Below are 26,831 nucleotides of genomic sequence, written 5' to 3'. Positions count from 1 at the left end.
TGGACTCCTGACGTCAGGCCGTGGACTCGACCAGCCGCTTCATGCCGGGCTGGTCGGTCACGCAGCCCACCAGGCCGAGCGTCCGGGACAGTGCCAGGTCGCGCTCGTCGTTGACGGTCCAGGCCATCACCTCGATGCCGGCGGCGCCGCACTTCTCCACGATGGCCCGGTTCAGCTGGCGCAGCTCCACGCTGACCAGGGTGGAACCGACCTTCTGGGCGCGGCCGACGAAGGTGTCGCGGTGCGCGCTGGGGCCTGCCACCAGCACGGTGCGGGCCTGCGGCAGCAGCTTGTGGATCTCGATCAGCGCCACGTCGTGGAACGACAGCACCGAGACCCGGTCCAGCAGGTCGCGGTCGGCGAGCACCTTGGCCAGCGACCGGGCGGCGGCGACGTCCTTGATCTCCGCCTGGATCGGCAGCGTCGGCCCGACGGCATCCAGCACCTCCCCGAACGTGGGGATCCGCTCGCCGAGGCCGGCGTCGAGTTCCTTGAGCTTCCGCAGCTCCTGGTCGGCGATGGGACCGGAGCCGTCCGTCGTGCGGTCCAGCGTCTCGTCGTGCATGACGACCAGCTCGCCGTCCTTGCTCAGGTGCAGGTCCAGTTCGATGCCGTCCAGCCCCTCGCGTTCGGCCCGCAGGAAGGAGCGCAGGGTGTTCTCGGGCTCGACGGCCATGACACCGCGGTGGCCGATGGTGAAGAAAGACACTCGGTTGCCGTCCTTGGCTGTGATGGTCCGGGTCAGCCGCACGAGCGCCGTAGTCCCCGGCCGGGGGCCGATCGCCCGTCGCAGCGCCCAAGCCTAACGGGCCGTCCCGCCGTGCGCGGGCCCGCCCGGACCGCGCCCCAAGACGCACAGCTTGGCCTGACGAAGATGAGCAAGGGGCGGCCCCAGGAGGCCGCCCCCGTCCGAGCTGGTCGATGGCTCAAGACCTGCGGAGTGTCAGAGCTGGTAGAAGTCGCTGTAGTGGTCGGGCGAATACCAGACCGCGCCGGTGTTGGAGTCGACGACGATCCGGTACGCGTCCCGATGGGCGCCGCAGCTGCGCGGGTAGACGTCGTACTCGTAGAAGGTGTCCCCGGACGGCAACTGCCCGTCGTTGTTGTAGAACTCGCCGCCCGCGTAGCTGCACTCGCCGTCCGGCCAGTCGTACCAGCCCCGGGTGGTCGGGTAGCCGAGGTCGGACCAGGTCGAGTTCGCCGAGGCCGCGTCGGAGCATCCGTCGATGCTGCAGGAGCTGTAGACCGCCGCATTCGCGGCGGGGCTGTTGACGGCGGACACGCTGAGCACGGATGCGATGGCGGCGGTCAGCACCGCGAACCGCTTGGCCCAGGACAGCTGGGGACGTCGCAGAGTCAGCAAGGAACCCTCCAAGTGAAAGAACGCATGGACATGACACTCTGATGCCCTTGTGTGACCACCGGGTGTATCGCCGGTTGCGGGGGAGGGTGATTGCCTGTGAACAGGACTGGGCGGATGTCGCTTCCGTCGGCGGCGATTGGCGGCGATTGGCGGCGATCGGCGCGCGGGGCGGTGGCTCCGCGCCGTGTCGAGGCGGCGCGAGAGTTGTTCGGTGCCCTGCTCAGGGTGCCTGTCGGCGGGACTCGCTCATGTGTGCCGCTGCCTCGTAGACCAGCCGCGCGTGCAGTTCGAACATCGTCACCAGGTCGACGGCGTCGCCGTTGATCTCCCGGTGGACGAACAGGCCGTCTGCGCCCGCCACGGCGTAGGTGGTGAGAGTGTGCACCGAGTCCTCGCCCGACTCCACCGTGGTGCCCGGCTGGCCACCCATGATGGCCTCGGGGTCGGCGCAGTGGGGGCCGCCGGCCACCGAGGACTTCCTCGGAACGGCCCCCGGACGCGAGTCGCCGGCCGAGCTGCGCTCGATCATCGCCGCCCTCCGACACGACGACAACGAGTTCGACCTCGAACGCTTGCGCGGCCTTCTGAAAGTGGCTACCTCATGACCGTCTCCGTCCTCCGTACCCCTGACGCGTGGTGGGCCGCGCTCGACGAGCACCGCGCGTACCGCTCGACACCACCGCGACGACCACCGCCGAGCTGCTCGACGACGTGGTCACCGTCCGCATGGCCTTGGTCGCGGACCGCTCAGGCGCCCTTCCGGAAGAGCCCCGCAGCATCGCCGGCCTGCCGCTCGTCTCGCCGGTCACCGCACCGTGTCGGGTGGTCGCGCGGATGACCAACTTCGTCTCCCGTGTACGCGACTCGGGCATGGACCTCGAGACTGTTCGCAACGACGGCGGCGGCGCCCACGATTCCCTGTGCCTCGCGGCGCGCGGTCACTCGCCCCGCAGGTGTGCCAGCGTCGCCTCCAGGTCGGCCTGGCGGGGCCTGTTGTAGGGCAGCTTCGCCAGCAGGGCGGCCATGCCACAGGTGTTGGTCACGGCGGAGAGGACCAGGCCACCGGCGACACCGGCGGACAGCAGCCGGAAGGCCGGGCGGACCGCCCCGCCCAGCGCCAGCCCGAGCAGGACCAGGGAACCGGCGGTCAGACGCACCTGGCGGTCCATGGCCCACGTCGGCTTCGCGGCTCCGCCCTCAGAGCGGTGGAGGTCGTGGCCCTGTGCGGCCCAGGCTCCGGTGCCACCGGTCAGTGTGATGGCGTGGATCCCGTTCTCGGCGAGCACCCGGCAGGCGTTCTCGGAGCGGGCGCCGGAGGCGCAGACGACGAGAACCTCGCCGCGCTCGGCGGCCGTCCGGATGCCGGGCAGCGCCAGGCCGAGCCGGTCGAGGGGGATGTTCAGGGCGCCGGGTATGTGTCCTCCCGCGTACTCGCCGGGCGTGCGGACGTCGATGACGGTCAGTTCGTCGAGGCGGGAGCGGGCCTGGCGGGAGTCGATGCTGAGGGGGGTGGTCATGGCAGATGTCATCCTTGTGTGTCGATGCTGCCCCGCGAAGGGGAGCGTTCGTACCCGTGGGGTGTCGGTGGGGAGTGGTCGTGGAGCTTGAACTGGCGGGCGCCGAGCTGCGGTCGGTGCTGAACAGGCTGCGCCGGGCGCAGGGGCAGATCGCCGGGGTGATCCGGATGATCGAGGAGGGGCGCGACTGCGAGGAGGTCGTCACCCAGCTCGCGGCCGCCTCCCGTGCCCTCGACCGCGCCGGTTTCGCGATCATCGCGACAGGCCTCCAGCAGTGCGTGGCCGACCTGGGGGACGGTCGTGACGACGGCGAGGACCGTGAGCAGATGCGCGGCAGACTGGAGAAGCTGTTCCTCTCACTCGCCTGACACACCTTCATGTGCCTGAGACACACGGGCCCGCTCAGGCCAGCACGTCGACGACCATGAAGGCGGCGACCGCGAGCAGCACGCAGGCGAAGAGCCGCTGCAGCGTGTTGCCCTTGATCTGTCTCGACAGTCGCCTGCCGTCCCAGGCGCCCAGGATCGCCGCCGCGGTGAACGGGGCGATGACCGCCCAGTCCCATCGCAATCCGGTGCCGGCCCGCGCCCCGAGCGCGGCCAGTGAGTTGACCGTGATGACCAGCAGGCTGGTGCCGACCGCCCGGCGCATGGGCAGACTCAGCACGCTCACCAGGGCCGGTACGGCGAGGAAGCCGCCGCCCACGCCCAGGAACCCGGTCACTGCGCCGAGCCCGGCACCGGCGGCACCGGCCTTGCCGGGGTGCACCTCCCCGGACGTCTCGACGCGCGCGGGACGCAGCATGCGCAGTGCGGCGAGCGCCGCTATGACCGCGAAGCCGACCGTCAGCACGCTCTGGGGCAGATGTCCGGCGGCGGCCCCGGCACTCATCGCCGGCACGATGCCCGCCGCGGCGAACAGCAGCCCGGTGCGCCAGGCGACGTTGCTCTCCCGGGCGTGCCCCACGAGCGCCGTGACGGACGTCAGGGTCACGATGACCAGGCTGGCCGTGGTCGCTTCCGCCGGGGTGAAGCCGAGCAGGTAGATCAGGGCGGGCACCGCCAGCACGCTGCCGCCACCGCCCAGTCCGCCGAGGGCCAGCCCGATGACGGCACCGGCCACGAGCGCGATGATCAGAGCGGTCATGCTATCGAGCCGGCGTTTCCGCGTTCACCGACGACGGGGTGAACCACCAGGGGCCGTCCGAGGGCCGCGGCCGGCAGCGCCGCACCGGCGGTCAGGCCGGACAGGGGCGCGTGTACGGCGTCGGGCGCGTGCCCGGCGTTCCACTCACCCCGCTCCCGCACGTCCAGCAGGGCGGCCGGGGCATCGGCGCCCCGGGTGCGCCGGTGGGCCTCGGCTACGGTGACGCGGTCCTCACCGCGACGGAGGAGGAACATCAGACAACCTCTCGAAGGAAGTGAACAGGGTGGGGGAGAGCGCCCGAGGACGGGCGTTCAGCCGGTGACGACGGTCAGCCCGGCTTCGGCGGCGGAGTCGAAGCCGTCGTCGACGGCCACGACCTGCCGTCCCGCGGCGTCCAGCAGGGAGGCGGCGATGGCGGCCCGCATCCCGCCGGCGCAGTGCACCCAGACGGTCCCGGCGGGCACCTCACCGAGCCGCTTGTGCAACTGGTGGACGGGGATGTGGACGGAGCCCTCGATGTGGCCGGCGGCTCGCTCGGAGTCGCGCGTACGTCCAGGACGACGATGCCGTCCGTGCCGTGCTCGGCCAGGCCGGCGAACGTGGAGCGGGGGAAGGACGCGGGGCTCTCGCCTGCGGGCACCCAGTTCCGCGGCGTGCCGGTGGCGGCGGCCGTGGGCCGGTCGATGCCGACGCGGACGAGTTCGCGCTGGGCCGTGGCCAGCTGTTCGGGGGACTCGGCCAGGAGCGTCACGGGCTTGCCCCACGGGATCAGCCAGGCGAGATAGGTGGCGATCTTGCCGTCGGCCTCGAAGTTGAACGACCCCGCGACGTGGCCTTCGGCGAACGCCACCCGGTTGCGCAGGTCAACGACCCACTCGCCGGTCGCGAGCCGGGCGGCAATCTCCTCGGCGTCCGCGACGGCCGGAGGGGTCAGGTCCACCGGCGCCGGACCCGCCTCGTTGGCCGGGCCCATGTGGGCGTAGTACGCGGGGATGTCGTCGAGCTCGGTGAGCAGCCCTGCGACGAAGGAGTCGACATCCGTGGTCAGCGCCGCGTTGACGGACTTCTCCTTGCCGATGGTGCTGGCGTCCCCCTCGGCCTGTGCCGAGGAGCAGAAGCTGCCGAAGCCGTGCGTGGGCAGCACGGACGTCTCGTCCGGCAGCTCGGCCGCCAGGCGGTGCGCGGAGGCACGCTGGGCGCGGGCCAGTCGTTCGGTGAGGCGGGGCTCCACCAGGTCAGGCCGGCCGACCGTGCCGATCAGCAGTGACCCGCCGGTGAACGCGGCCACCGGCTGCCCTTGCTCCTGCAGCACGTACGACGTGTGGTGCGGAGTGTGACCGGGGGTGGCGACGGCCCGCAGGTGAAGTCCGGCCTCGATGGTGACGGTGTCGCCGTCGGCCACCGGCACCCGCGCGAACGACACACGCGCACCGGCCGGCACGAGATAGGCGGCTCCCGTCACCCGCGCCAGTTCCAGACCGCCGGTGACGTAGTCGTTGTGGATGTGCGTCTCCACGACATGGGAGATCCGCACCTTGCGCCGGGCCGCTGCCGCCAGCACCTGGTCGAAGTCGCGCGGCGGATCGACGGCCATGGCCGTCCCCTCGCCGCCGGCCAGGTAGCTGCGGTTGCCGAGGCCCTCTGTCTCGATGGTGTCGATGAAGAACACGGGATGTTCCCTTCGCGGATGATTACCCCCCGGGGTATCTGTCATCAAGGCTAACAGAAGTACCCCGGGGGGTATTCCGAGAGGCTCGCGGGCCCCTTGTGGGGCGGCGCGTCGGGAGTACACCGCGCGCGTGAGCCCCGGCCGATGCGGCCAGGGCTCACCCATGTGTGTGTCGGTGTGTGTCGTCGCCCTGTCAGGAGGTGGTCTCCGTGTGGCGCAGGAAGCTGGAGTAGACGCCGGCGGGGCCGAGGCTGAGAGTCTCGCGGTCCTGCAGCGGTCGTACGAGGACGTCGGCGGCGTCCATCAGCGCGAACAGGAGGTCGCAGGCGTGGTCCCAGCCCATCAGGTCGGCCACCGCCACGAACGCCTCCAGGGGGCAGTTGCCCGCGCCCGCGCCCTGACCGGCGAGGGATGCGTCGACCCGCACGGTGCCGCTCGACGGCGACGACGGTGTTGGCGGCGCCGAGGACGAGGTTGTGGTGGGCGTGGATGCCCAACTCCGTGACTGGGTCGAGGACTTCACGGTAGGCGCGGAAGCGGTCGCGGACACCGTCCATGGTGAGGCGGCCGCCGGAGTCGGTGACGTACACGCAGTGGGCGCCGTAGGACTCCATCAGCTTGGCCTGGCGGGCGAGTTCTGCGGGCTCGGCCATGTGGGACATCATCAGGAACCCGGCGACATCCATGCCCAACTCCCGTGCGGCCGCGATGTGCTGGGCGGCGATGTCGGCCTCGGTGCAGTGGGTGGCGACGCGCACCGAGCGGATGCCCATCCGGTGTGCCTGCCGCAGGTCGTGCAGCGTGCCGATGCCGGCCAGCAACAGCGTGGTGGGTACGGCGTGGTGGGTGACGTCGGCGACGGCCTCGATCTACTCCCAGTCGGTGTGCGCGCCGACGCCGTAGGTGACGCTGGAGCCGGCGAGCCCGTCGCCGCGGGCGATCTCGATGGCGGCCCCCGGCGGCGCCACAGCTCGCTAGCCACCCGTGTTTCGGGAATCCCGGCCGAGACCTCGCCCAGCAGGCGGCCCCCGGCGTCGTGGAGGGGGACGATGCCGTTGGCGGAGCGCCCGGTGGAGCCGTCGTTGATCCGCATGTACGGCGCGCCGCCTCGGACGAGGATCGGCTCGGAGATCTGCGTGCCGATCAGCTGCGGACGGGGATGGGAGTGGCGGACGCGATGCAGGTCGATCACGACGGGGTACGAGGCACCGGAGGCGCCCGCGATGCGTTGTGCCTCCCTCTGCACCACACCGGTGGGGCTGGGCGGAACGCCCGCGGCCATCGCGTCGACGATCCGCGGATCGCTCGCGGCGACCCGGGCGATCGCCGCCGCCCGCTGCTCGTAGAGAACGTCCAGCGCGCTGCGCTGGGCCAGCGCGAACAGCACGAAGCCGATCACGCTCGTCACACTGAGGATCACCAGCAGGGCGACGAGGATCCGCTGCGAGAGCCTGCCCCTGCGAACGCCCGGGGCCTTCGGCCACCGTCGTCGCTGCTGCCGCGCGAGCACAGGCGCCACATCCCTTCGCGGGCCGGATGACCATTATTCCGCTCATCTGTCCCACTCGTCCCTGCTCTCACAAGCACCGGCATCCCGACCCGTGCGGCTCGCGGTCAGCCGCCGCCCGGCGGGTGGGTCCCCCGACAGGTGGGTCCCGCGCGCAGCCGGCGATGTCAGCGGCTGCCCGTGGCGTCCTTCACGTAGGCCTCGTAGCCCTCCTCCTCCAGGCGTTCGGCGAGTTCGGGACCGCCGGAGTCGACGATGTGGCCGTCGGCGAAGACATGGACGTGGTCGGGGCGGATGTAGCGCAGGATGCGCGTGTAGTGGGTGATCAGCAGGGTGGCGACCCGGCCGGTGGCGCGCACGCGGTTGACGCCCTCCGAGACGATGCGCAGAGCGTCGATGTCCAGGCCGGAGTCGGTCTCGTCCAGGATGGCGATCTTGGGCTGGAGGAGTTCCAGCTGAAGGATCTCGTGGCGCTTCTTCTCACCCCCGGAGAAGCCTTCGTTGACGTTCCGCTCCGCGAAGGAAGGGTCGATCTGGAGCCGCTCCATCGCCTCCCGTACCTCCTTCAGCCAGGTGCGCAGCTTGGGGGCTTCACCGCGTACGGCGGTGGCGGCGGTGCGGAGAAAGTTTGACATGGACACGCCCGGAACCTCGACCGGGTACTGCATGGCGAGGAACATCCCGGCACGCGCGCGTTGGTCGACCTTCATGGCCAGCACGTCCTCGCCGTCCAGCGTGACCGTGCCGGAGGTGACGTGGTACTTGGGGTGGCCTGCGAGCGAATAGGCCAGGGTGGTCTTGCCGGAGCCATTGGGGCCCATGATCGCGTGTGTCTCCCCCTGGTGCACGGTCAGGTCCACTCCGTGCAGAATCTCCCGGGGCCCGGCCTCGGTCTGTACCGAGCAGTGCAGGTCATGGATCTCGAGTGTCGTCATCGGCTCTCCCCTGCGCATGCGTGGCGCCACCTCCAGCATGCGCCTGCCGTGAGCCACCGCGCGACGCCGACCGACCGCACGCGCCGCCGGTGAATGGCTGTGCGGCCGCCGAGTGAAACACACCCCTGCCATGTGCGTAGGCAGGGGCGGCCCTGACGGGTAGGTTCCCACGGCCGGCGTCCACGGGAACGAGCCCGGTGGTCGCCCTGTGATCGCGGATAGCCCGTCAAGCCCTCCTCCCGGGAGAGAACACGAGAAATGTCTGCACAACAACCTGCGCACCACCCGCCCCAGCGCGTCGGCGTGGTGGCCGAGTCCGTCTTCGGCGAGACGCGTGTCGCGGCGACCCCGGCGACCGTGCGCCAGCTGCTGGGCCTCGGTTACGAGGTCGTGGTGGAGTCCGAGGCCGGCGCCGCGTCCGCCTTCAGTGACCAGGCCTACCTCGATGCCGGTGCCGAGATCGGCGAGGCCTGGGACGCGGACATCGTCCTGAAAGTGAACGCACCCTCCGACGCGGAGATCACCCGGCTACGGCAGGGCGCGACCCTGGTCGCGCTGCTGGCGCCGGCACAGAGGCCCGAACTGCTCCGCACGCTCGCCGATGCCGGGGTGACCGCACTGGCGCTGGACGCGGTGCCGCGCATCTCGCGCGCGCAGTCGATGGACGTGCTGTCGTCGATGGCGAACATCGCCGGCTACCGGGCCGTCATCGAGGCCGCGCACGTCTTCGGCCGGTTCTTCACCGGCCAGGTCACCGCGGCGGGCAAGGTGCCGCCGGCGAAGGTGCTGGTCGCCGGGGCGGGCGTGGCCGGTCTGGCGGCGATCGGCGCCGCCACCAGCCTCGGTGCGATCGTGCGGGCGACCGACCCGCGGCCCGAGGTCGCGGACCAGGTGAGGTCGCTGGGCGGCGAGTACCTCCCGGTGAACGTCGCCCAGGAGACGAGCACCGACGGCTATGCCAAGGCGACCTCGGCCGACTACGACCGTGCCGCCGCCGAGCTCTACCACGAGCAGGCCGCGGACGTGGACATCGTGATCACCACCGCGCTGATCCCGGGCCGGCCGGCGCCACGCCTGCTGACGGCCCGGGACGTGGCGGTCATGAAGCCGGGCAGCGTCATCGTCGACATGGCCGCCGCCCAGGGCGGCAACGTCGAGGGCACCGTGCCCGGGCGTGCGGTCGTCACCGACAACGGCGTCACCATCGTCGGCTACACCGACCTGGCCTCCCGGCTGCCGGCCCAGGCGTCGCAGTTGTTCGGCACCAACCTGGTGAACCTGCTGAAGCTGCTCACGCCCGGCAGGGACGGACAGCCGGCGGTCGACTTCGACGACGCCGTACAGCGGGCCGTGACCGTGGTGCGGGACGGCGAGGTCACCTGGCCGCCGCCGCCCGTCGCGGTCTCGGTCGCGCCCGCCACACCCGCCGCGCAGCCCGTGGCGGCACCCGCCGCGTCCGCGCCGAAGCAGCCGGAGCAACCGAAGCTGACACCGGCGCGGCGCTTCGGCCTGATCGGGCTCGGCATGCTCGCCATGTTCCTGCTGGTTGCCTTCGCACCCACCCAACTCGCGGGAAACTTCACCGTGTTCGCCCTGGCAGTGGTGATCGGCTACTACGTCATCGGCAAGGTGCACCACGCGCTGCACACGCCGCTGATGTCGGTGACCAACGCGATCTCCGGGATCGTCGTGATCGGCGCCCTGCTGCAGATCGGACACGAGAGCAGGATCGTCACCGCGCTGTCCTTCGTGGCGGTCCTGCTGACGAGCATCAACATCTTCGGAGGCTTCGCCGTCACCCGCCGCATGCTGTCCATGTTCTCGAAAGGCTGACCCGAGATGACCTCTATGACGGCCTCCCACGCGGCCGACCTGGTCGCCGCCCTGTTGTTCATCCTCAGCCTGGCCGGACTGTCCCAGCACCGCACCTCCCGCGCCGGCGTCGGCTACGGCATCGCCGGCATGGCCCTCGCTCTCGTCGCCACCGTCGTCGTGGCGGCGCAGAGCATCACCGCGGGAGCGGTGGCCCTGATCGTGCTGGCGATGGCGCTCGGCGCGGTGATGGGCCTGTGGCGCGCCCGCCGCGTCGAGATGACGCAGATGCCCGAACTGATCGCGGTCCTGCACAGCTTCGTCGGCCTCGCCGCGGTGCTGGTGGGCTGGAACAGCTACCTGGAGGTGGAGGCGCACGGCACGGCGCAGACCCGGATCGGCACCGATCTGCTGGGCATCCACCACGCCGAGGTGTTCATCGGCATCTTCATCGGCGCCGTCACGTTCACCGGCTCGATCGTCGCGTTCCTGAAGCTCTCGGCCCGCATCGAGTCACGACCGCTGATGCTGCCCGGCAAGAACGTGCTGAACCTCGGCGCGCTCGGCGCCTTCGCCGCGCTGACCGTCTGGTTCACGGTGCGCCCGAGCCTGCCCCTGATGATCGCCGTGACCGGGCTGGCGCTGGCGCTCGGCTGGCACCTGGTCGCCTCGATCGGCGGCGGCGACATGCCGGTCGTCGTCTCCATGCTGAACAGCTACTCGGGCTGGGCGGCGGCCGCGGCCGGCTTCCTGCTCGACAACAACCTGCTCATCGTCACCGGCGCGCTGGTGGGTTCGTCCGGCGCCTACCTGTCCTACATCATGTGCAAGGCGATGAACCGGTCGTTCCTCTCCGTCATCGCGGGCGGTTTCGGCATCGAGGCGCCGTCCGGCCGCGAGGAGGAGCAGGGCGAGCACCGCGAGGTACGGGCCGCGGAGGCGGCCGAGCTGCTCACCCGAGCCCGCTCGGTGATCATCACCCCCGGTTACGGCATGGCCGTCGCCCAGGCCCAGCACCCCGTCGCGGAGCTGACGCGCCGGCTGCGCGAACGGGGCGTCGAGGTCCGCTTCGGCGTCCATCCCGTCGCCGGCCGGCTGCCGGGGCACATGAACGTGCTGCTGGCGGAGGCGAAGGTGCCGTACGACATCGTCCTGGAGATGGACGAGATCAACGACGACTTCGCCGACACCTCGGTGGTGCTGGTCATCGGAGCGAACGACACCGTCAACCCGGCCGCGACCGAGGACCCGGACAGTCCGATCGCCGGCATGCCGGTGCTGCGGGTCTGGGAGGCGGAGCAGGTCATCGTGTTCAAACGCTCCATGGCCTCCGGCTACGCGGGCGTGCAGAACCCGCTCTTCTTCCGCGAGAACAGCAGCATGCTCTTCGGCGACGCCAAGCAGAGCGTCGAGGAGATCCTGCGCGCGCTGGGCACCGACGGCGGCGACGGGGCGGCTCCGGTCGCGCGTCAGACGACGGTGGCCGGCCGGTGAGCTGCCCCTGACGCCGCAGGCGGCGGCCGACAGGGTGCCGGCCGCCGCCCGGCGGAAGGGGTTCCTGGGCGCGTGGAGTGACGTGGCGTCAGCCGGTCGCGCTGCCCGAGATCCACTCGGCCCACGGCATGTTCCAGTCGCTGAGGCCGTTGTCCGGGGCCGGCCTGGCCTTGTCCGCGGAGTTCTTGACGACCACGACGTCTCCGATCATCGAGTGGTCGAAGAACCAGGCGGCGGGCTGCTTGCCGTCGCCGCCACCCATGACGTCCTTCAGGCCCACGCAGCCGTGGCTGGTGTTGACCTTGCCGAAGACCGAGTCGGCACCCCAGAAGTTGCCGTGGATGAACGTGCCCGAGTCGGTCAGGCGCATGGCGTGCGGCACGGCCTTGATGTCGTAGGCGGGCTTGCCGTCCTTCGTCTTGAGGCCGACGCTCGCACCGTTCATGTGGATGTGCCGGAACTTCTCGGAGATCACCATCCGGCCGTTGTACGTCGGGTGCTCGGCGCTGCCGGACGAGATCGGGATGGTCTTGATCGTCCTGCCGTCCCGTACGACGGTCATCTGCTTCGTTTTGGCGTCGACGGTGCTGATCTGGCTCCGGCCGATCGTGAACGTGACCGTCTTCTGGACGCTGTGGCGGGTGAGCCTGACGGTGACCGTGGAGCCGGGCTTCCAGTAGTTCTCGGGGCGGAAGTCCAGGCGGTCGTCGTTGAGCCAGTGGCCGACGACCCGCTGGCCGCTGCTGGAGCTGACCTGGATCTCCGACTGCACGGCGGCCTTGTCGCCGACCGGCTTGTCGAAGCCGACCGTCACCGGCATGCCCACACCGACGGTCGAGCCGTCCTCGGGGGAGAGGTGCCCGATGAAGTCGTTGGCCGGCGAGACCGTGGTGATCGCGGCGTTCCCGGTGGCGGAGCGGCCCTTGGCGTCCTCGGCCTCCGCGGCGACCTGATACCTGGTCGCGCGCGCCAGCACGCCGTTCCGCTTCCAGGACGTGCCGTCCGCGGACAGGGTGCCCGGAATCTCGGCACCGGTCGCGACGGCGGTCATGGTCACCTTGGTGAGCCTGCCGTTGCTGACGGTGACGTTGACGGGGGTGTTGATCCCGATGTCGTAGGCACCTTGCCCGGGCGTGATCCTTATTCGGGCGTCGGAAGCGTCCTGGGCGGCCGCCTGAGCCACCCGTGCCTGCGCTTTCGGGTGGCTCCCGGCGCCGGCGCGGCCGGTCGCAGCGCTGCTGGTCCCGCCGAAGGCCGTGACGGCGAGTACGCCGCCGAGTACGCCGGCCGTAGCCATCAGCCCGGTATGTCGCTTACGTGCCGTGATCAAACGCTTCTCCCATCGCAACCGGATTGAAAGAACCACCTTTATGCATTCATCCGGCCTGAAGGGAGTGAATTGTGGCGAATTCCACGCGTCGGTGCGGCGGGCACGAGCACTGTTCGGCCGGGTGGGCCGGAACCCGGGCCCACCCGCGCGGAGGCGGTCTTGGGCTGTGTGGTGCAAGCTTCGAAGAGCAGGGGGGACCTCGCCGGTGGGCCGCGGTGCGGGGTTCGCGGCATCTCAGCCTGCCCCGGGCGGGATGAGCTGTGAGGGTGATCATGAGTGTGAGGGATCCGAACGCCGGGCACGCGGAAGCGGCCTTGTCGCCGGCGCGGCAGGGCGCCGCTGGGGCAGTGGTCGCCCGCCGTACCGCCGTGATCCGTGATCGGGGTGGCTCGTGCGGCGTGCTCACCGCTGGCCTCGAAGACGCGGCACGGGCACGACGGGCCGTCGCGGACGCCGTGGACCGCTGCACGCGGTGGGACGTGCTCAGCTCGGTCGGGGGCCGGACGGCGCGCGGGAACAACGCTGCAGTCAACGAGATCACGGTCCGCCCCACGGCCCAGGAACACTGACCGTCGACCCACTGGGAACCATCCATGACCGGCCTGACCGTTGTCCTGCTGCTCGTGGTCCTGGCCACGGCGGTGGCGACCGGTGCCCGGCGCTGGAGCCTGCCCGCTCCGTCACTCCTCGTGATCGCTGGTCTGGTCGTGGGGCTGATGCCCTGGGTTCCCGAGGTGCGTCTGCCGCCTCAGGTGATCAACGTGCTGGTGCTGCCCCCACTGCTGTACGCCTCGGCCGGGGAAATCTCCGTCCGTGACCTGCGCACCGTGTGGCGGCCCGTCAGCGGACTGGTCTTCGGTCTGGTCGTCGTCTCGGCCCTTGCCGTCGGGTACGTGGCCGCCGCCCTCACTCCGCTCACCGCCGCGACCGCGCTCATCCTCGGCTCCGCCCTGGCCAGCACCGACCCCGTGGCCGTCACCGCGCTCGGCCGGCGTCTGTCCCTCCCGCCGCGCGTGCAGGCCCTGGTGCAGGCGGAGAGCCTGTTCAACGACGCCACGTCGCTGGTCCTGTACAAGGTCGCCGTGGTGACCGCGGTGACCGGCAGCGCCATCAGCGTGTCCGGGACCGCCCTGCAGTTCCTGACCCTCGCGGGCGGCGGAGCCCTCGTGGGAGCCGCGGTCGCCACGCTGGTGACCCTGATCCGCAGGCGGACCGACGACCCCATGCTGGAGACCGTCATCGCGTTGGTCACTCCCTACGCCTCCTACGTCATCGCGGAGGAGGCGCACACCTCGGGCGTGACCGCCGTCATCGTGTCCGGGGTCGTCCTCGGCAGCACCGGCCTCAAGCTCAGCAACGCCTCCGTCCGCCTCCAGGTCCACGCTGTGTACGACACCGTGACCTTCCTGCTGGAGAGCGTCGTCTTCGCCCTGATCGGCCTCGAGCTCCCCTCCGCCGTCCGCCATCTCGCGCGCGACGAGCACGGCTGGCCGCTGTGGGTGCCGGTGATCGCCTTCACTCTGCTGGCGATCCGCCTGCTGTGGATCTTCCCGCTGTCCGCCCTGATCCATGGCGGGCACAGGATGGGCGACACCCGTCTGTCCTGGCGTGTTCCGGCCGTCCTGTCCTGGGCGGGAACCCGGGGCGTCATGCCGCTGGCGGCCGCGCTCTCCATCCCCCTGGTCACCCACACCGGGGCGCCGCTGCCGCACCGGGCACTAATTCTCACGCTCACCACCGGGACGGTCGCGCTCACCCTCGTCTTCCAGGGTTTCACCCTGGCCCCGGTCGTCCGCCGCTCCGGCATCGCGCTGGAACCGGAGCACACCGCTCGCGAGGAGGCGCGGACCCGCCGGCACATCGCCCATGCCGCTCTCGAAGAGCTCAAGCAGTTGGGCGATCTGGACGAGCTCGCCGAACTGGGTGCCGCCGCGCAGGCCGCCCTGAAACAGGCCCGTCGGCATCTTGAGGCGCGCATCCACCAGGTGGAAGACGCCCACTACAGCGACCCGGACGCCCGTCCTGCCGACGCCTACCGCGAGATTCGCCGAACACTCATCGCCATCGAGGCGGCCGAGCTCCAGCACCTCTACGAAGAGAACAAGATCAGCAACGCCACCCGGCGCCGCATCCAGCACGAACTCGACCTCGAAGAAGCCAGCCTCCGCCCCCGCGACTGACCGCCGGCCCCGCCACCCCGGTCGCCCCCTCCTGCCGAAGAACCTCTGACTCAGGTCACTGGCCGGGCACGGGGAGGGGCTGTTCGGTCCAGATGGACTTGCCGGTGCGCGTGTGGCGGGTGCCCCAGCGCTCGCAGAGTGCGGAGATGAGCTGCAGGCCACGGCCGCCCTCGTCGGTGGCGGAGGTGTGGCGGATGTGCGGCGTGGTCAGGCTGGCGTCGGAGACCTCGCAGATCAGTGCGCGGCTGCGGAGCATGCGCAGCCGGATGGGGCCACAGGCGTGCCGGACCACGTTTCCGACCAGCTCGCTGACCAGCAGTTCGGTGGTCATGACCAGGTCCTCGTCCGCCAGGTCCCAGTCACTGAGCTGGGCGCGGACCAGGTCGCGGGCCTGGCCTGCCGCCACCGGATCCTCGGGCAACGGCCACTCGGCGACATTCTTTGCGTCCAGCGGGTGGGCGCGGGCCAGCAGCAGGGCGGCGTCATCGCTCAGTGCGCCGTGGACGGGCAGGAGTGCGGAAGTGAGGTCGGCGCAGAGAGCGTCCAGGTCGGACGCGTCCGCCGAGGAGGCCGGCATGGCGCGCACGGACCGCGAGAGGAGCTCGGCGAGGTGGCTCATGCCCGTGGTGACGTCCCGCTCCTTGCTCTCGACCAGACCGTCGCTGTAGAGGGCGAGCAGGCTGCCGGCGGGCAGTACGGTCTCGAGGGTCTCGAAGGGCGGAGCGGCCACCCCCAGGGGCGGGTCCGGGGTCATGGGCAGGAAGGCGACGGTGCCGTCGGGGTGTGCGACAGCCGGGGGCGGCTGGCCGGCGCTGGCGTACGACAGACGCCGGCTCACCGGGTCGTAGATGCCGTACAGACAGGTCGCGAAGGCGTCGTTCCCGAGGTCGCCGACGATGTCGTTGAGGTGGCCGAGGATTTCGTCGGGCGGCAGTTCCAGCTCCGAGAGGGTGCGCACGGCCGTGCGGAGCCCGCCCATGGTGGCGGCCTCGGCCATGCCGTGGCCCATGACATCGCCGATCACGAGTGCCACCCGGGCCGCGGAGAGCGGGATCACGTCGTACCAGTCACCACCGACGTCGGCTCCCTGCTTGGCCGGCTGGTAGCGCGCCGCCGTCGTCAGCTCGGGCAGCTTCGGCAGTGCCTGCGGCAGCAGGCTGCGCTGGAGGGTACGGGCCCGGGTCGTCGCCTCGTCGTAGAGCCCGGCTCGCTCCAGGGCCTGCGCGATCAGTCCGCTGAGCGCGGTGAGCAGCGTTCGTTCGTCGTGGTCCAGTACCCGTGGCCGGCCGAAGGAGATCACCGCCGCGCCGATCTCGCGCCCCGACACCGCCAGGGGCAGAAAGGCCCACGCCTGCTTCGCGCCCTCCCGGACCAGGGTCTCGGTCCCCGGGTAGCTCTTCAGGAACTCCTCCGGGGAGGAGATGCACAGGGGGGTGCGGGTGCGCAGGGCGTCGCCCACCGGATTCGTGGTGTCCCGCACGGCCCAGCGCCCGTCCAGCAGCCGGGTGAAGCGCTCCGCATATCCCCGGGAGCCGATCACCGTCAGCCGGTCGCCGACCACGCCGAGCATGACGAGCCCGGTGGCCCCGAGGGGCGTCATCACGCCGTCGGCCACCGCCGCCATCACGTCCTGGGCCGTGACGGCCTCGGCCAGCTCCCGAGTGATCCGCTGCACCAGGGCCGCCCGCTCCGCGGACGCCCGCTCCGCGTCGGCCCGCTCGGCCTCCCGCAGATGCCGCTCGGTGGTGTCGGTGATGTAGAGCGTGAGGCCTTCCGGCACCGGCACCAGCCGCAGGTGGTACCAGGACGTCCCGTCCGGGCCCGGTATGTCGAACCCGGCCGGCCGGCCCGTGGCCGCCGTGGCCCGGCACTGTTGCTCCAGCCCCGGTACGGCGCGTACCGCGGGAATGTTCCAGAGCAGGGCTCCGGCCACATCGCCCGCTGCGCCCAGGAGCCGCTCGGCGGCCTGATTGAGAAATCCGATGCGCCACTCCGTGTCCAGGGAGACGAAGCCGTCGCTCATGTGCCGCAGGGCCTGCCCCACCGACTCGGCGGCGGCGTGCGTTTCACTGCTGTCCCGGAGGGTGCCGAGCACCTTCACCGGCACCCCCTCCTCGTCCGTGATCGTCCGGGCACGGGCCTCGATCCAGAGGTAGGTGCCGTCCTGGCGCCGGATCCGGTACTCGTTCTGGAAGCCGCCGCGCAGCTGGATGCCCGTGTCGAAGCCGGCCACCGCCGCCGGCAGGTCGTCCGGGTGGATCAGCGCTGCCCACGCCTCGATGCCGCCGTACATCACATCCGGATCGACGCCGACCAGCACCTCCTCGACGGGCCCGTCGGCGGTCAGCTCGCCGGTGCGCAGGTCCCAGGTGTACGCGATGGAGGGCACCCCCTCCTCGTGCTGCGGAGGAGCCTCCATCGGTCCTGAGCCGTTTTCCAGGGCGCGCAGCAGGGTGGGGGACGGATTGAGGATCCCGGACGACCTGAGCCTTCGGGACATCCAGGCCGCCACGTCGTTCAGAAACGCGCGCTCCGAGGGGCCGGGCTCGGCGCCCGGGGCGAAGAGGACGGAGAGCGCGCCGCGTCGCCGGCCACGGCCCGGAATGGGGACGGCCAGGTGACCGATGCCGGCGGGGATCCCGGAGGGCCACAGGGCGGCGGGGTCCCGGCCGGGGACCGGGTCGGGCGGGGCCAGGTCGGGCCGCCAGGTGACGGTGTTGTCGAGGGCGGCCCTGCTGGGCGGCGCCGTGCCCCGTACCGGGATGATCAGCCAGGGGCGGGTCATCGACTCCGGCAGGCCACTGTCGGCGACCAGGTAGAGGACGCCGCTCATGCCGCCGCCCGGGAGGTGCACCATGCCGCCCAGGCCGTGCACCTCGGCCACCGCCTGCTGGAGCGCGGTCAGCAGCACTTCGACATCGCGCCGCTCTTCGTCCACGGCGTCGAGCAGCCGCATGCGCATGCGGTGTCGCTCCAAGGGCCGCACAGTCTGCATGGTTCGCAGTCCCTCCGGCTGGTGCAGCGGACGGGGGGTGCGGGGCATGGACGCACCGATGCCCTGCGTATCGCTGCCTGTGGGATTCACCATGCCGACTGTCGCCTCCGCTCGCCGCTCGGCGGCTGGGCTGGATGTGATCGGTTGCGGACCGAGCGATCTGATTCGCCGGATCCATCTTAATCCGGACGAATTTAGGCGATTTAATCTGCCCTTTACGGTTTGCGCAATGGATCGACTGTCTGTGGCATTGGTTCAACTTTCTGTGAGCATGGGGCATGCCCGTCAGCGGTGGCAGCGGTCGGCCGCCTGCTCGACGCGGCGGGCGCGAGCGGTGGCGTGGTCGGCTCGAGCGGCTGGCTGGGTAGACCGGTGGCAAGCACGGGGCTTCCGTGTGAACCAGTCGTTCCGGGTGCAGGAGAGTGAGCCATGCGTGTTCCGATGACGGTCGCCGACTTCCTCGAGCGGGCCGAGCTGGGTTTCGCCTCCGACACCGGTGTGGTGGACGAGCCGGATCAGCCCGGGGTGCCGGTACCGGAGTCGACGTACGGGCGGCTGGGTGAGCGGGTGCGGGCCTGGCAGGCGGGGCTGGACGCGCTGGGCGTGGGTGAGGGTGAGCGGGTGGCGGTGGTCAGCCACAACTCGGCACGGCTGCTGGAGCTGTTGTTCGCGGTGCCGATGAGCGGTCGCATCTGCGTGCCGGTCAACTTCCGCCTGAGGCCCGACGAGGTCGAGTACGTGGTGCAGCAGAGCGGCTCGTCGGTGCTGCTCGTCGACCCGGAGCTGGACGAGGCGCTGTCCGGGGTCAAGGCGCGCCACCGGTTCGTCCTGGGGGAGCAGACCGAGACCGAGCTGATGCGGTTCGGCGTGGCCCCCCGCCCGTGGTCGGACCCGGACGAGGACGCCACCGCCACGATCAACTACACCTCAGGGACCACGGCCCGCCCGAAGGGGGTGCAGCTCACCCACCGCAACATCTGGGTGAACGGGATGACCTTCGGGCTGCACACCAGGGCGTGGGAGCGCGATGTCTACCTGCACACGCTGCCGATGTTCCACTGCAACGGCTGGGGCATGCCGTATGTGATGGCCGGACTGGGCGTGAAGCAGGTGGTGCTGCGCAAGGTCGACGGCGCGGAGATCCTGCGCCGGGTCGACCGGCACGGCGTGACGCTCATGTGCGGCGCGCCGGCGGTGTGGAAGGCGGTGCTGGACGCGGCGGCTTCGTGGCAGGGGGAGATCCCTGGCCGTGACCGGGTACGGATCGTGTGCGCGGGGGCTCCGCCGCCGAGCACGCTGATCCAGCGGGTGGGGGAGGAACTGGGCTGGGAGTTCACGCAGATCTACGGCCTGACCGAGACGTCCCCGCTGCTCACGTTCAACCGGTCCAGGCCGGCGGACGCGTCACTGCCCGCCGGGGAGCGGGCGCGCAAGCTGTCCCGGGCCGGACTGCCCGGGCTGGGAGTCAGGCTGAAGATCTCCGAGACCGGCGAGGTCCTGGCCCGGTCGAACGTCGTGCTGGACGGGTACTGGGACAAGCCGCAGGAGACCGCGGCGGCGCTGGAGGACGGGTGGTTCCACACCGGCGACGGCGGCAGGATCGACGCGTCCGACGGCCACCTGACGATCTCCGACCGCAAGAAGGACGTGATCATCACCGGTGGCGAAAACGTGTCGTCGATCGAGGTGGAGGACGTCATCTTCAGTCACCCGGCGGTCGCCGAGGTCGCCGTCATCGGGGTGCCGGACGAGAAATGGGGCGAGACGATCAAGGCCCTCGTGGTGCTCGCCGAGGGGGCCACGGCGACCGGGGCCGACATCATCGCCCACTGCAAGCAGCGCATGGCCGGCTACAAGGCGCCGACGAGTGTCGAGTTCCGCGACGCCATCCCCCGTACGGCCACCGGCAAGATCCAGAAGTTCAAGCTCCGCGAGCCGTACTGGTCCGGCCTGGACCGGAAGGTCAACTGACCGCTGGTCTCACAGCAGTTCGGCCCCCGTCACCCTCGTACGGCCTTCATCACCCTCCTACGGCCTTCACCAGGTGTACCGCGGAGGGTGTGCCCCGAGAAGCCGGGCATAGACTCGGGTCGTTGCGCCCTGGGGCAGGACCGAAGCGGGAAGTTGGTGTCCATGAGCGGGGAATGGACGGGGGCCGGACTGCCCCCGGCGGCAGCCGCGCGCATCGGGGAGGTGCGCAGCAGCGGGACTTGGTCCTCGGCGCTGTCCACCGGTGAGTTCGCCGCGCTGCGCGCCGTGGGGTTCGAGCCGGTGGGCCAGGTCATGGGCTCGGCCGTCTACCACGTGGGCCGCAGCGGCCGGTACTGGGGCTATCACGACTGCTTCTACGACGGCGCGGGGTATGTCCTCGGCCGGGGCGGTCGCCCCGCGCCCGTGGCACTCTCCGGACGCGGCGCCCCGTCCGCAGGGCTCGTCGAGGTGCTCGACCGGGCGCGCCGCTCGGCCCTCGACCGGATGACCGCCGAGTGCTCGGCCCTCGGCGGCGACGGCGTCGTCGCGGCACAGCTGACCGTGGCGCCCTTCACGGCCCAGCCCAACTGCCTGGAGTTCAAGGTGATCGGGACCGCGGTGCGCGCGGCCGGGGCGGTACGGGCGCCGCAGCCGTTCACCTGCCACCTCGACGGCGGGGCGTTCGCGAAGCTGATGACCGCGGGATGGGTACCGGTGGAGCTGCTGTACGGGATGTCCATCGGCGTGCGCCACGACGACTACGGCGTCCGCGCACAGACGCGTTCCTGGAGCAACACCGAGGTCAGCGGCTGGAGCGAGCTCGTCCAGGCAGTGCGCTCCGACGCCCGTGCGCACCTGTGGGCGCAGACGGGACGGCGCGGCGGCGACGGCGTGATCCTCTCCGCGGGCCGTCTGCGCATCTGGGGCGAGCCGTGCATGCGCACGAGCAACGACGACCAGGAGGACCACGTGGCCGAGGCGACGCTGCTGGGCACCACCGTCGCCCGCTTCACGGTGCGCGGGCAGCCGCCCCGCACACTCACCGTGATGCCGCTCGACCCGGAACGACGCCGGCGGACCATGCGCAGCACCGCCACCGACATGCGATGAGGGGAACCCGTTCATGACCGTCTTCAACCCCGCCGACGGCACTTCTGACGGCATGTCCGCCCAGGGCGTGCCGGCCGACGCGATGCGGCGGCTCGCCGAACTGCAGCCGGGCAAGCCGGGTTCGATCTTCACCAGCGACCTGTCGGTCAACGAGTTCCTGCTGGTCCGCGAGGCGGGATTCCGGCCCATCGGCCTCGTCCTGGGCAGTTCGATCTACCACGTGGGCATCCAGCTGGGCCGCTGGGGCAAGAACCAGGAGCTGACGACGCTCAGCCAGGCGATGTACCACGCCCGTGAGCTGGCGATGACCCGGATGGAGGCGGAGGCGGCCCAGCTGGGCGCGGACGGCATCGTCGGCGTGCGGCTGAGCGTCGAGGCCCGTGAATTCGGCAACGACATCGCGGAGTTCATCGCGATCGGCACCGCCGTCAAGGCCGATCACCCGGCGCCGGGCGGCCATGGCGGCAGCTGGCGCAACCTCAAGGGCCAGCCGTTCACCTCGGACCTCAACGGCCAGGACTTCTGGACGCTCATCCGCGCCGGCTACGCCCCCCTGGGCATGGTGATGGGCACCTGCGTCTACCACATCGCGCACCAGCGGATGGGGCAGATGTTCTCCAACATCGGCAAGAACGTGGAGATCGAGCAGTTCACGCAGGCGCTGTACGACGCGCGGGAGCTGGCGATGGCGCGGATGCAGCACGAGGCGGAGGAACTGCGGGCGGAGGGCATCGTCGGCGTACAGCTCAACGCCCACAACCACCGCTGGGGCGGTCACACCACCGAGTTCTTCGCGATCGGCACGGCGGTGCGGCCGCTGCGCGAGGACCACGTCATCGAGCGCCCGACGATGGTGCTCAGCCTGGACGGCTGAGCGCCCGGCCCAGCAGACCCGGATCGACCCCACCACGAGAGGCCCCCGCGATGACCTCGCCACACGACCCCGTCCCGTTCGAACCCGGCGGGGAACCGGACTCCATCGACCTGCTGACGGCCGCGCTGCGCAGGGACGCCGCCGACCTGGAGGTCTACGCCCAGGTGCTCACCGGGACCCTCGCGGAGGCGCTGCCGCCGGGTGCCGTCGACGTCGAGCGCAAGCGGGGCCTGGCCGACCGGCTCGCGGGGCGCGACGGCCGCGTCGAGCGGGTCGAGGTCTTCCTCGGCGAGCAGCGTCTCGTGCTCGACCTGGCGGGCGGGCATCCCCAGGGCGAGGTGTGCAAGGAGGTCCGCGGCGTGGTGCTCTCGCGGCGCCCGGTCGCGCTCGACGAGTGGGTGCGGGAGCTCGCACTCGCGGTCGCGGCCCGTGCCCAGTCCGACGCGCGGGCACGGGCGGCGCTTGAACGGCTGGTGCTCGGGCGGTAACGCCCCCGCCCGAGCACCGACCGGCCCGCCGGCGGCCGGACCCGGCCCACTCCTTTCGAGGTCAACCGCAGGTCAGCACGGGGTTCGCCCAGTCGCCGTGGTCGTTGCCGTTGCCGTCGCCGCCGTCCCCCACCGACAGGTCGAGGACCTGCCCGCCGGTGACCGGGACATCGATGGTGAGGGGCGTCGACCTGCCGTTCAGGACGGGGGTGGTGGTGAGGACCTTGCCGTCGAGGAGGACGGAGAAGGTGACGGTGCCGGGGTCGCCCTTGTCGACGCCCACGGTGGCGGTGAACCTGCTGCAGCGGCCGGCGAGGTAGACCATGACGTCGCTGGGCGAGTTGGTGCCCAGGCCCTTGGCGTAGACGGTGCCGGCGAGGGTGAGCGGTGTGCCGTCGTTCGCCGCGGTGCCGCCGACGCTCTGGTCGCGTTCGACCGGGCCCCAGCCATTGGCGGCCGACAGGAACGGCAGGTCGCTGACCTGGTCGGTCCCGGAGGGCGGCGGGGGCGGGACGGCGGCGACGATCCGTTCGTCGGTGACGGCGGCGGACCGGTGGCGCTGGACGAACGCGGCGGTGGCTTTCAGGGCGCTGGTCTTCGCCACGTCGGCGGGGGTGGTGACGTCCCAGGAGAAGGTGACGGAGGTGCCGGGCGTGATCCGCCGAGCCGTGTTGGGCGTGGGCTTCGGGGAGACGGTCCAGCCGTCGGGTGCGGCGAGGTGTGCCGTCACGCCGGAGGCCGTGGGTGCGCCGGCGGGCACCCGGAACGTCGCGGTGGCGGTGAAGTGCGCTCCGGCACCGGCCGACCCGGGCGTGTTCAGGGTGAGGTGCGCGCCCGGAGCGGCGGGCATCGCGTAGCGCGTCCGGTCGTAGCGCGGGCTGTCGTTCTGCGCGACCCTCAGCGAGGACGCGTAGCTGCCGTAGTCGGTCAGCGCGACCTTGCCGAGGCCGCCGGTGGAGCCGTCCAGGTTCCATACGGCGATGGCTATCCGGTTGTTCCCGTTCGGGTTCAGGATGCCGTCGGGCACGGGGAAACTGTGCTGCGGGCCGAGGTAGTTGACGTAGTTGCCCATGTCCCAGCCGTTGACGTAGATCTCGGCGCGGTACCTGCGGGACGGGGCGTCGGTGATGGTCAGGCCGAGCGAGGTGTCCTGACCCTTGGGGAGGTCCAGGGCGACGTCGGTGGTGTACCAGGAGACGCCGGGGGTGGTGTCGGTGGCGGGCAGGGTGGTCGGGGTCCAGTTGCCGGTGGGGTAGCCGGGCAGCATCCAGCCGGCCCGTTCGCCGTACAGGCCGCCGGTGGCCAGCGGGCCGCGTACGGTGTCGACGGGGGTCTCACCGCCGCGGACGCCCTGCAGTCGCCAGGTGACCGTGTTCAGCGGGTTGCCGTCGAGGAGCGCACCGGTCAGGCCGCGGGCGGCCTTGTTGCCGTTGGACTCGTCGTAGTCCTCCTCGTGGCCCATGTTGACCGTCAGCACGGATATCACGTTGTCGGCGCCGGCTCTGACCGCTCCGGCCGGGAAGTCGTAGGTCTTCTGGCCGTCGGTGGTGGAGCTGCCGAGGTAGGTGCCGTTGAGCCAGACCGAGGAGGCCGCGGCCTTGCCGCCGCTCTGCGTGGCCAGGGTGATGCCGGTCTCCTTGCCGGTGCCGGTGAACCTGCCGCGGTACCAGGTGCTGCCGGTGTGGAAGCCGTAGTCGTCGGCGAACAGCACGGGGAGGCTGCCCGGCTGTGTGGTGCTGTGGCTGGTGGTCCGGTCGGCGACCTGCCAGGCGGAGTCGTCGAAGCCGGGCTGCGCCTCGGGGGACTCCTGCCGGTGCTTCCAGCCGGTCAGGGCCGGCAGGGTGACGGGGGCGGCGGTGGGCACGGTGCCGGTGAGGCTGCCGCCCGCCGAGACGTTCGTGTGGACCGGCTTGCCGTTCCAGGTCAGGGAGTCGGCGGCCGAGAAGACCTCGATCGAACCGTCCGTGCCGGTGTCGCCGGTGAGGTTCAGGGTCGTGGCGGTCGTGGCGGAGTACGACGCGCCGCGCAGCAGGTGGGTGCCCCGGACCAGCACCGGGCCCTGTGGGGTGTCCTGCCGCCAGAAGGTCTTGGCAGTCGCGGTGTCGGCGACCAGCAGGGTCAGCGGGTGGCTGCCGCCGGTGACGGTGACCCGGGTCAGGCCGGTGTGCCGGTAGTTCAGGCGCAGGTCGCCGGTGGCCGGGTCCCAGGTGGAGTCGACGCTGCCGCCCGAGGAGGTCACCGTCGGCCTGGACGCGTAGTGCAGGACCGTCTCGCCGTCCGAGCCGTGGTCGCCGTAGAGCACCGCGATGTCACGCCCGGCGATGGTGGCGTCGGTCATCAGCTGCGAGGTGGAGTACTGGAGGCGGGTGGCGCCCAGGTCGTAGTTCGCGACGATGACGGAGGACTCACGGCCGTTCAGGGTGAGGGCGGTGCCGGGCTGCTGCGGGACGGTGTAGGCGGGGGCCGTCGCGGCGGAGCCGGTGGTCACGTCGATGGCGTCGACCGTCACGAAGGTGCCGGAGGCGGCGGCGCCCTTGGTTCCGGTCACGGTGATCTTCAGGGTGTGCGGTCCCTTGGCGAGGCCGCTCGCCCGGTACGCCACGTACTGGTTCTGCTTGGAGGCGCCGTAGGTGTCGACCGTCTTGACCTTGGTGCCGTCCAGGTAGACATCGGCAATGCCGTGATTGGTGTCGAGGTTGCTGATCCATTTCACGCCGGTGCCGGTGAAGGGCACGGTCACGCTGTCGCCGGCGGTGTTCGAGAACGATTCGGTGTGCTGGTAGTCGCCACCGGTGTAGTTCTGCTCCGCGCCGACGTGCGACCAGGTGCCGGTGTACGTGAGGGCCTTGTCCGGGTCGTCGTAGGTGTAGCCGGGGTGGGCGCCGAGGTCGATCGTCACATGGGCGCTGTCGCTGCTGGTGGCGGTGGAGTCGGCGTGCCGCAGGACGTGGAACTGCGTTCCGGTGTCGGGGTTGGCGCGCGCGGTATCGACGATCTTCGCGTTGTCGGTGGGGGTGGCGGGCAGCGCGTCGGTCTTGGTGAGGGGGCTGACGGCATGGGTGAAGTAGCCGATCAGTTTGTCCTGGTCGTACTTCGGGTCGAGTTGGCGGGTCTCGCGGATGGCGGCGCCGTAGTCGTAGGAGGTGTAGTTCTCCGGCATGCCCAGCCAGCCCCAGTTGGTGCCGCCGTAGGTCATGTAGAAGCTCTGCGAGGTCGCGCCGACGGCGATGTTCTGCTTGTAGAACACGTCCGCGAACCGGTCGTTGATGAGCTGGGCGCACTTGTCGTAGCCGGGGCCGCCCCACGGGTCGAAGGCACCGCCCTGGAACTCGGCGGTCGCCAGCGGCTTTCCGGCCACATGGTCGTAGCTGATGTCGGGAACGCCGTTCCACTTGCCGGGATCGGAGCAGTTGAAGCCCTGTGGATAGGAGTCGGCGGCGTCCACGTCCAGGGCGGCGTCACCGGAGTTGAAGGTGCCGTTGTTGTTGCCGACCAGCGGCACCGTGATGCCGTCGGCCTTCGCCTTGTCCTCCAGGTGCTTCATGTACGTACGCCCGGCCGCCGAGCCGTGGTAGTACTCGTTCTCCACCTGGTACTCGATGACCGAGCCGGTGCCGTCGGTCAGTTGGTGGCGTTTGATGATGCGGTCGATCTGCGTCTGCCACTCGTCGCTGTACTTCAGGTACTCCGGGTCGGAGGTGCGGGTGTTGCCGGCCCGGGTGGAGAGCCAGCCGGGGAAGCCGCCTCCGTCCACCTCGGCGTTGATGTACGGGCCCGGCCGGGCGATCACATAGATGCCCAGGTCATGGGCGATGTCGAGGAGTTTGTCCACGTCGCGTACGCCGGTGAAGTCGTAGACGCCGGGCGCCGAGGAGTGGTACCCCCAGTCGAAGTAGAGCGACACCGCGTTGAAGCCCGCGGCCTTCATCTTCTGCAGCGTGTCGAGCCAGAGGGCCTGGCTGGGCAGCCGGAAGTAGTGGAACTCTCCCGACCACAGGTACGTCCGCTTCCCGTCGATCAGGAACGAGTAGCCGTCGTACGTCACCGAGTGGGGTGCGGGTGAGGCCGCGGCGGCGGGTGCGGCGGAGGAGGCCTTGACGGCGGACGTCGTGACGGCGGACGTCGTGACGGCGCCCGCCGCGGGGTGCGCACCGGCGCCCACCCCGCACACCAGGGCGATGGTCGCAGCGATCGAACAGCGACGTCTGACTGCCCGGCGACCCGAGCCATGAGCCTTCATCTGGTCCTCCAGCACGATGATCGCCCGCCGAATGCCACCCATTGCAACAGAACTGCGGCTTCAGGGCTTTGAGTTATGTGCGAATCTGTTGGCGTGAGGAGTGTTGCGGGCCGACGGCAGCAGCGCAAGACCTTGGACGCGGTCGCGTCACGTGGGCTGGGATCCGCCTGAAAAGCAGTGCCGTGCAAGGGGTGTTGACG

17 protein-coding genes and 4 pseudogenes are annotated in these 26,831 nt (G+C 70.9%); 8 read left to right on the top strand and 13 right to left on the bottom strand.

All coding sequences use genetic code 11. From position 1 onward, the window contains the following. Positions 1 to 13 precede the first annotated feature (13 nt). The 4 genes and pseudogenes from ACWC2T_RS26630 to ACWC2T_RS26615 form a co-directional block, all read right to left on the bottom strand. A complete protein-coding gene (locus ACWC2T_RS26630; protein ID WP_450672877.1) occupies positions 14 to 709 on the bottom strand; it encodes a glycerophosphodiester phosphodiesterase in 696 nt (231 codons plus the stop codon). Positions 710 to 943: 234 nt separating this feature from the next. Continuing rightward, positions 944 to 1,363, bottom strand: coding sequence for a ribonuclease domain-containing protein (locus tag ACWC2T_RS26625; RefSeq protein WP_450672876.1), 420 nt, complete (start codon positions 1,361 to 1,363; stop codon positions 944 to 946). A 220-nt stretch (positions 1,364 to 1,583) separates the two neighbouring features. Next, positions 1,584 to 1,757, bottom strand: a pseudogene (locus tag ACWC2T_RS26620) (TetR/AcrR family transcriptional regulator); the annotation flags it as partial. A gap of 544 nt (positions 1,758 to 2,301) precedes the next feature. Next, positions 2,302 to 2,880, bottom strand: coding sequence for a rhodanese-like domain-containing protein (locus ACWC2T_RS26615; protein WP_450672875.1), 579 nt, complete (start codon positions 2,878 to 2,880; stop codon positions 2,302 to 2,304). Between the two features lie 80 nt (positions 2,881 to 2,960). On the opposite strand from ACWC2T_RS26615, the gene ACWC2T_RS26610 reads away from it, so the two are divergent. Next, positions 2,961 to 3,248, top strand: coding sequence for a metal-sensitive transcriptional regulator (locus ACWC2T_RS26610; RefSeq protein ID WP_450672874.1), 288 nt, complete (start codon positions 2,961 to 2,963; stop codon positions 3,246 to 3,248). 34 nt (positions 3,249 to 3,282) lie between these two features. Here ACWC2T_RS26610 and ACWC2T_RS26605 read toward each other — a convergent pair whose 3' ends face one another. From ACWC2T_RS26605 to sufC, 6 genes and pseudogenes are all read right to left on the bottom strand, one after another. After that, entirely contained in the window at positions 3,283 to 4,026 is a 744-nt protein-coding gene (locus ACWC2T_RS26605) for a sulfite exporter TauE/SafE family protein (protein WP_450672873.1), read from the bottom strand. After that, positions 4,023 to 4,280, bottom strand: a complete 258-nt coding sequence (locus ACWC2T_RS26600) for a rhodanese-like domain-containing protein (protein WP_450672872.1) — start codon at positions 4,278 to 4,280, stop codon at positions 4,023 to 4,025. Before ACWC2T_RS26600 ends, ACWC2T_RS26605 begins: the two co-directional genes overlap by 4 nt. A gap of 57 nt (positions 4,281 to 4,337) precedes the next feature. Then, positions 4,338 to 5,695 (bottom strand): annotated as a pseudogene (locus ACWC2T_RS26595) (MBL fold metallo-hydrolase). Positions 5,696 to 5,891: 196 nt separating this feature from the next. Next, positions 5,892 to 6,648: pseudogene (gene dmpG / locus ACWC2T_RS26590) on the bottom strand (4-hydroxy-2-oxovalerate aldolase); the annotation flags it as partial. A 68-nt stretch (positions 6,649 to 6,716) separates the two neighbouring features. Then, positions 6,717 to 7,082 (bottom strand): annotated as a pseudogene (locus tag ACWC2T_RS26585) (sensor histidine kinase); the annotation flags it as partial. Positions 7,083 to 7,369: 287 nt separating this feature from the next. Continuing rightward, entirely contained in the window at positions 7,370 to 8,137 is a 768-nt protein-coding gene (gene sufC / locus ACWC2T_RS26580) for a Fe-S cluster assembly ATPase SufC (protein ID WP_450672871.1), read from the bottom strand. Between the two features lie 258 nt (positions 8,138 to 8,395). On the opposite strand from sufC, the gene ACWC2T_RS26575 reads away from it, so the two are divergent. After that, positions 8,396 to 9,970 (top strand): Re/Si-specific NAD(P)(+) transhydrogenase subunit alpha, encoded by a 1,575-nt coding sequence (locus tag ACWC2T_RS26575; RefSeq protein ID WP_450672870.1) that lies wholly within the window; start codon positions 8,396 to 8,398, stop codon positions 9,968 to 9,970. A 6-nt stretch (positions 9,971 to 9,976) separates the two neighbouring features. Beyond that, entirely contained in the window at positions 9,977 to 11,443 is a 1,467-nt protein-coding gene (gene pntB / locus ACWC2T_RS26570; RefSeq protein ID WP_450672869.1) for a Re/Si-specific NAD(P)(+) transhydrogenase subunit beta, read from the top strand. 88 nt (positions 11,444 to 11,531) lie between these two features. On the opposite strand, the gene ACWC2T_RS26565 is transcribed toward pntB, so the two are convergent. Continuing rightward, positions 11,532 to 12,740, bottom strand: coding sequence for an Ig-like domain-containing protein (locus tag ACWC2T_RS26565; protein ID WP_450672868.1), 1,209 nt, complete (start codon positions 12,738 to 12,740; stop codon positions 11,532 to 11,534). Positions 12,741 to 13,366: 626 nt separating this feature from the next. Here ACWC2T_RS26565 and ACWC2T_RS26560 point away from each other — a divergent pair. Continuing rightward, positions 13,367 to 14,953: a Na+/H+ antiporter gene (locus tag ACWC2T_RS26560; RefSeq protein ID WP_450672867.1), complete on the top strand. Its 1,587-nt coding sequence runs from the start codon at positions 13,367 to 13,369 to the stop codon at positions 14,951 to 14,953. A gap of 55 nt (positions 14,954 to 15,008) precedes the next feature. Here the strand turns inward: ACWC2T_RS26560 and ACWC2T_RS26555 are convergent, their stop codons facing one another. Further along, positions 15,009 to 17,948 (bottom strand): SpoIIE family protein phosphatase, encoded by a 2,940-nt coding sequence (locus tag ACWC2T_RS26555; protein ID WP_450672866.1) that lies wholly within the window; start codon positions 17,946 to 17,948, stop codon positions 15,009 to 15,011. 429 nt (positions 17,949 to 18,377) lie between these two features. Here ACWC2T_RS26555 and ACWC2T_RS26550 point away from each other — a divergent pair, with 429 nt between their 5' ends. From ACWC2T_RS26550 to ACWC2T_RS26535, 4 genes are all read left to right on the top strand, one after another. Further along, complete coding sequence (locus ACWC2T_RS26550) at positions 18,378 to 19,919, top strand: AMP-binding protein (protein WP_450672865.1); 1,542 nt, start codon at positions 18,378 to 18,380, stop codon at positions 19,917 to 19,919. Between the two features lie 162 nt (positions 19,920 to 20,081). Next, complete coding sequence (locus ACWC2T_RS26545; protein ID WP_450672864.1) at positions 20,082 to 21,029, top strand: heavy metal-binding domain-containing protein; 948 nt, start codon at positions 20,082 to 20,084, stop codon at positions 21,027 to 21,029. A gap of 13 nt (positions 21,030 to 21,042) precedes the next feature. Then, positions 21,043 to 21,903 (top strand): heavy metal-binding domain-containing protein, encoded by an 861-nt coding sequence (locus ACWC2T_RS26540; protein WP_450672863.1) that lies wholly within the window; start codon positions 21,043 to 21,045, stop codon positions 21,901 to 21,903. A 50-nt stretch (positions 21,904 to 21,953) separates the two neighbouring features. Then, complete coding sequence (locus ACWC2T_RS26535) at positions 21,954 to 22,391, top strand: hypothetical protein (protein WP_450672862.1); 438 nt, start codon at positions 21,954 to 21,956, stop codon at positions 22,389 to 22,391. Between the two features lie 61 nt (positions 22,392 to 22,452). Here the strand turns inward: ACWC2T_RS26535 and ACWC2T_RS26530 are convergent, their stop codons facing one another. Next, positions 22,453 to 26,562 (bottom strand): beta-galactosidase, encoded by a 4,110-nt coding sequence (locus ACWC2T_RS26530; protein WP_450672861.1) that lies wholly within the window; start codon positions 26,560 to 26,562, stop codon positions 22,453 to 22,455. Positions 26,563 to 26,831 lie beyond the last annotated feature (269 nt).

Source organism: Streptomyces sp. NPDC001393, from assembly GCF_053597455.1.
This window is presented reverse-complemented; position numbering and strand designations above follow the sequence as displayed.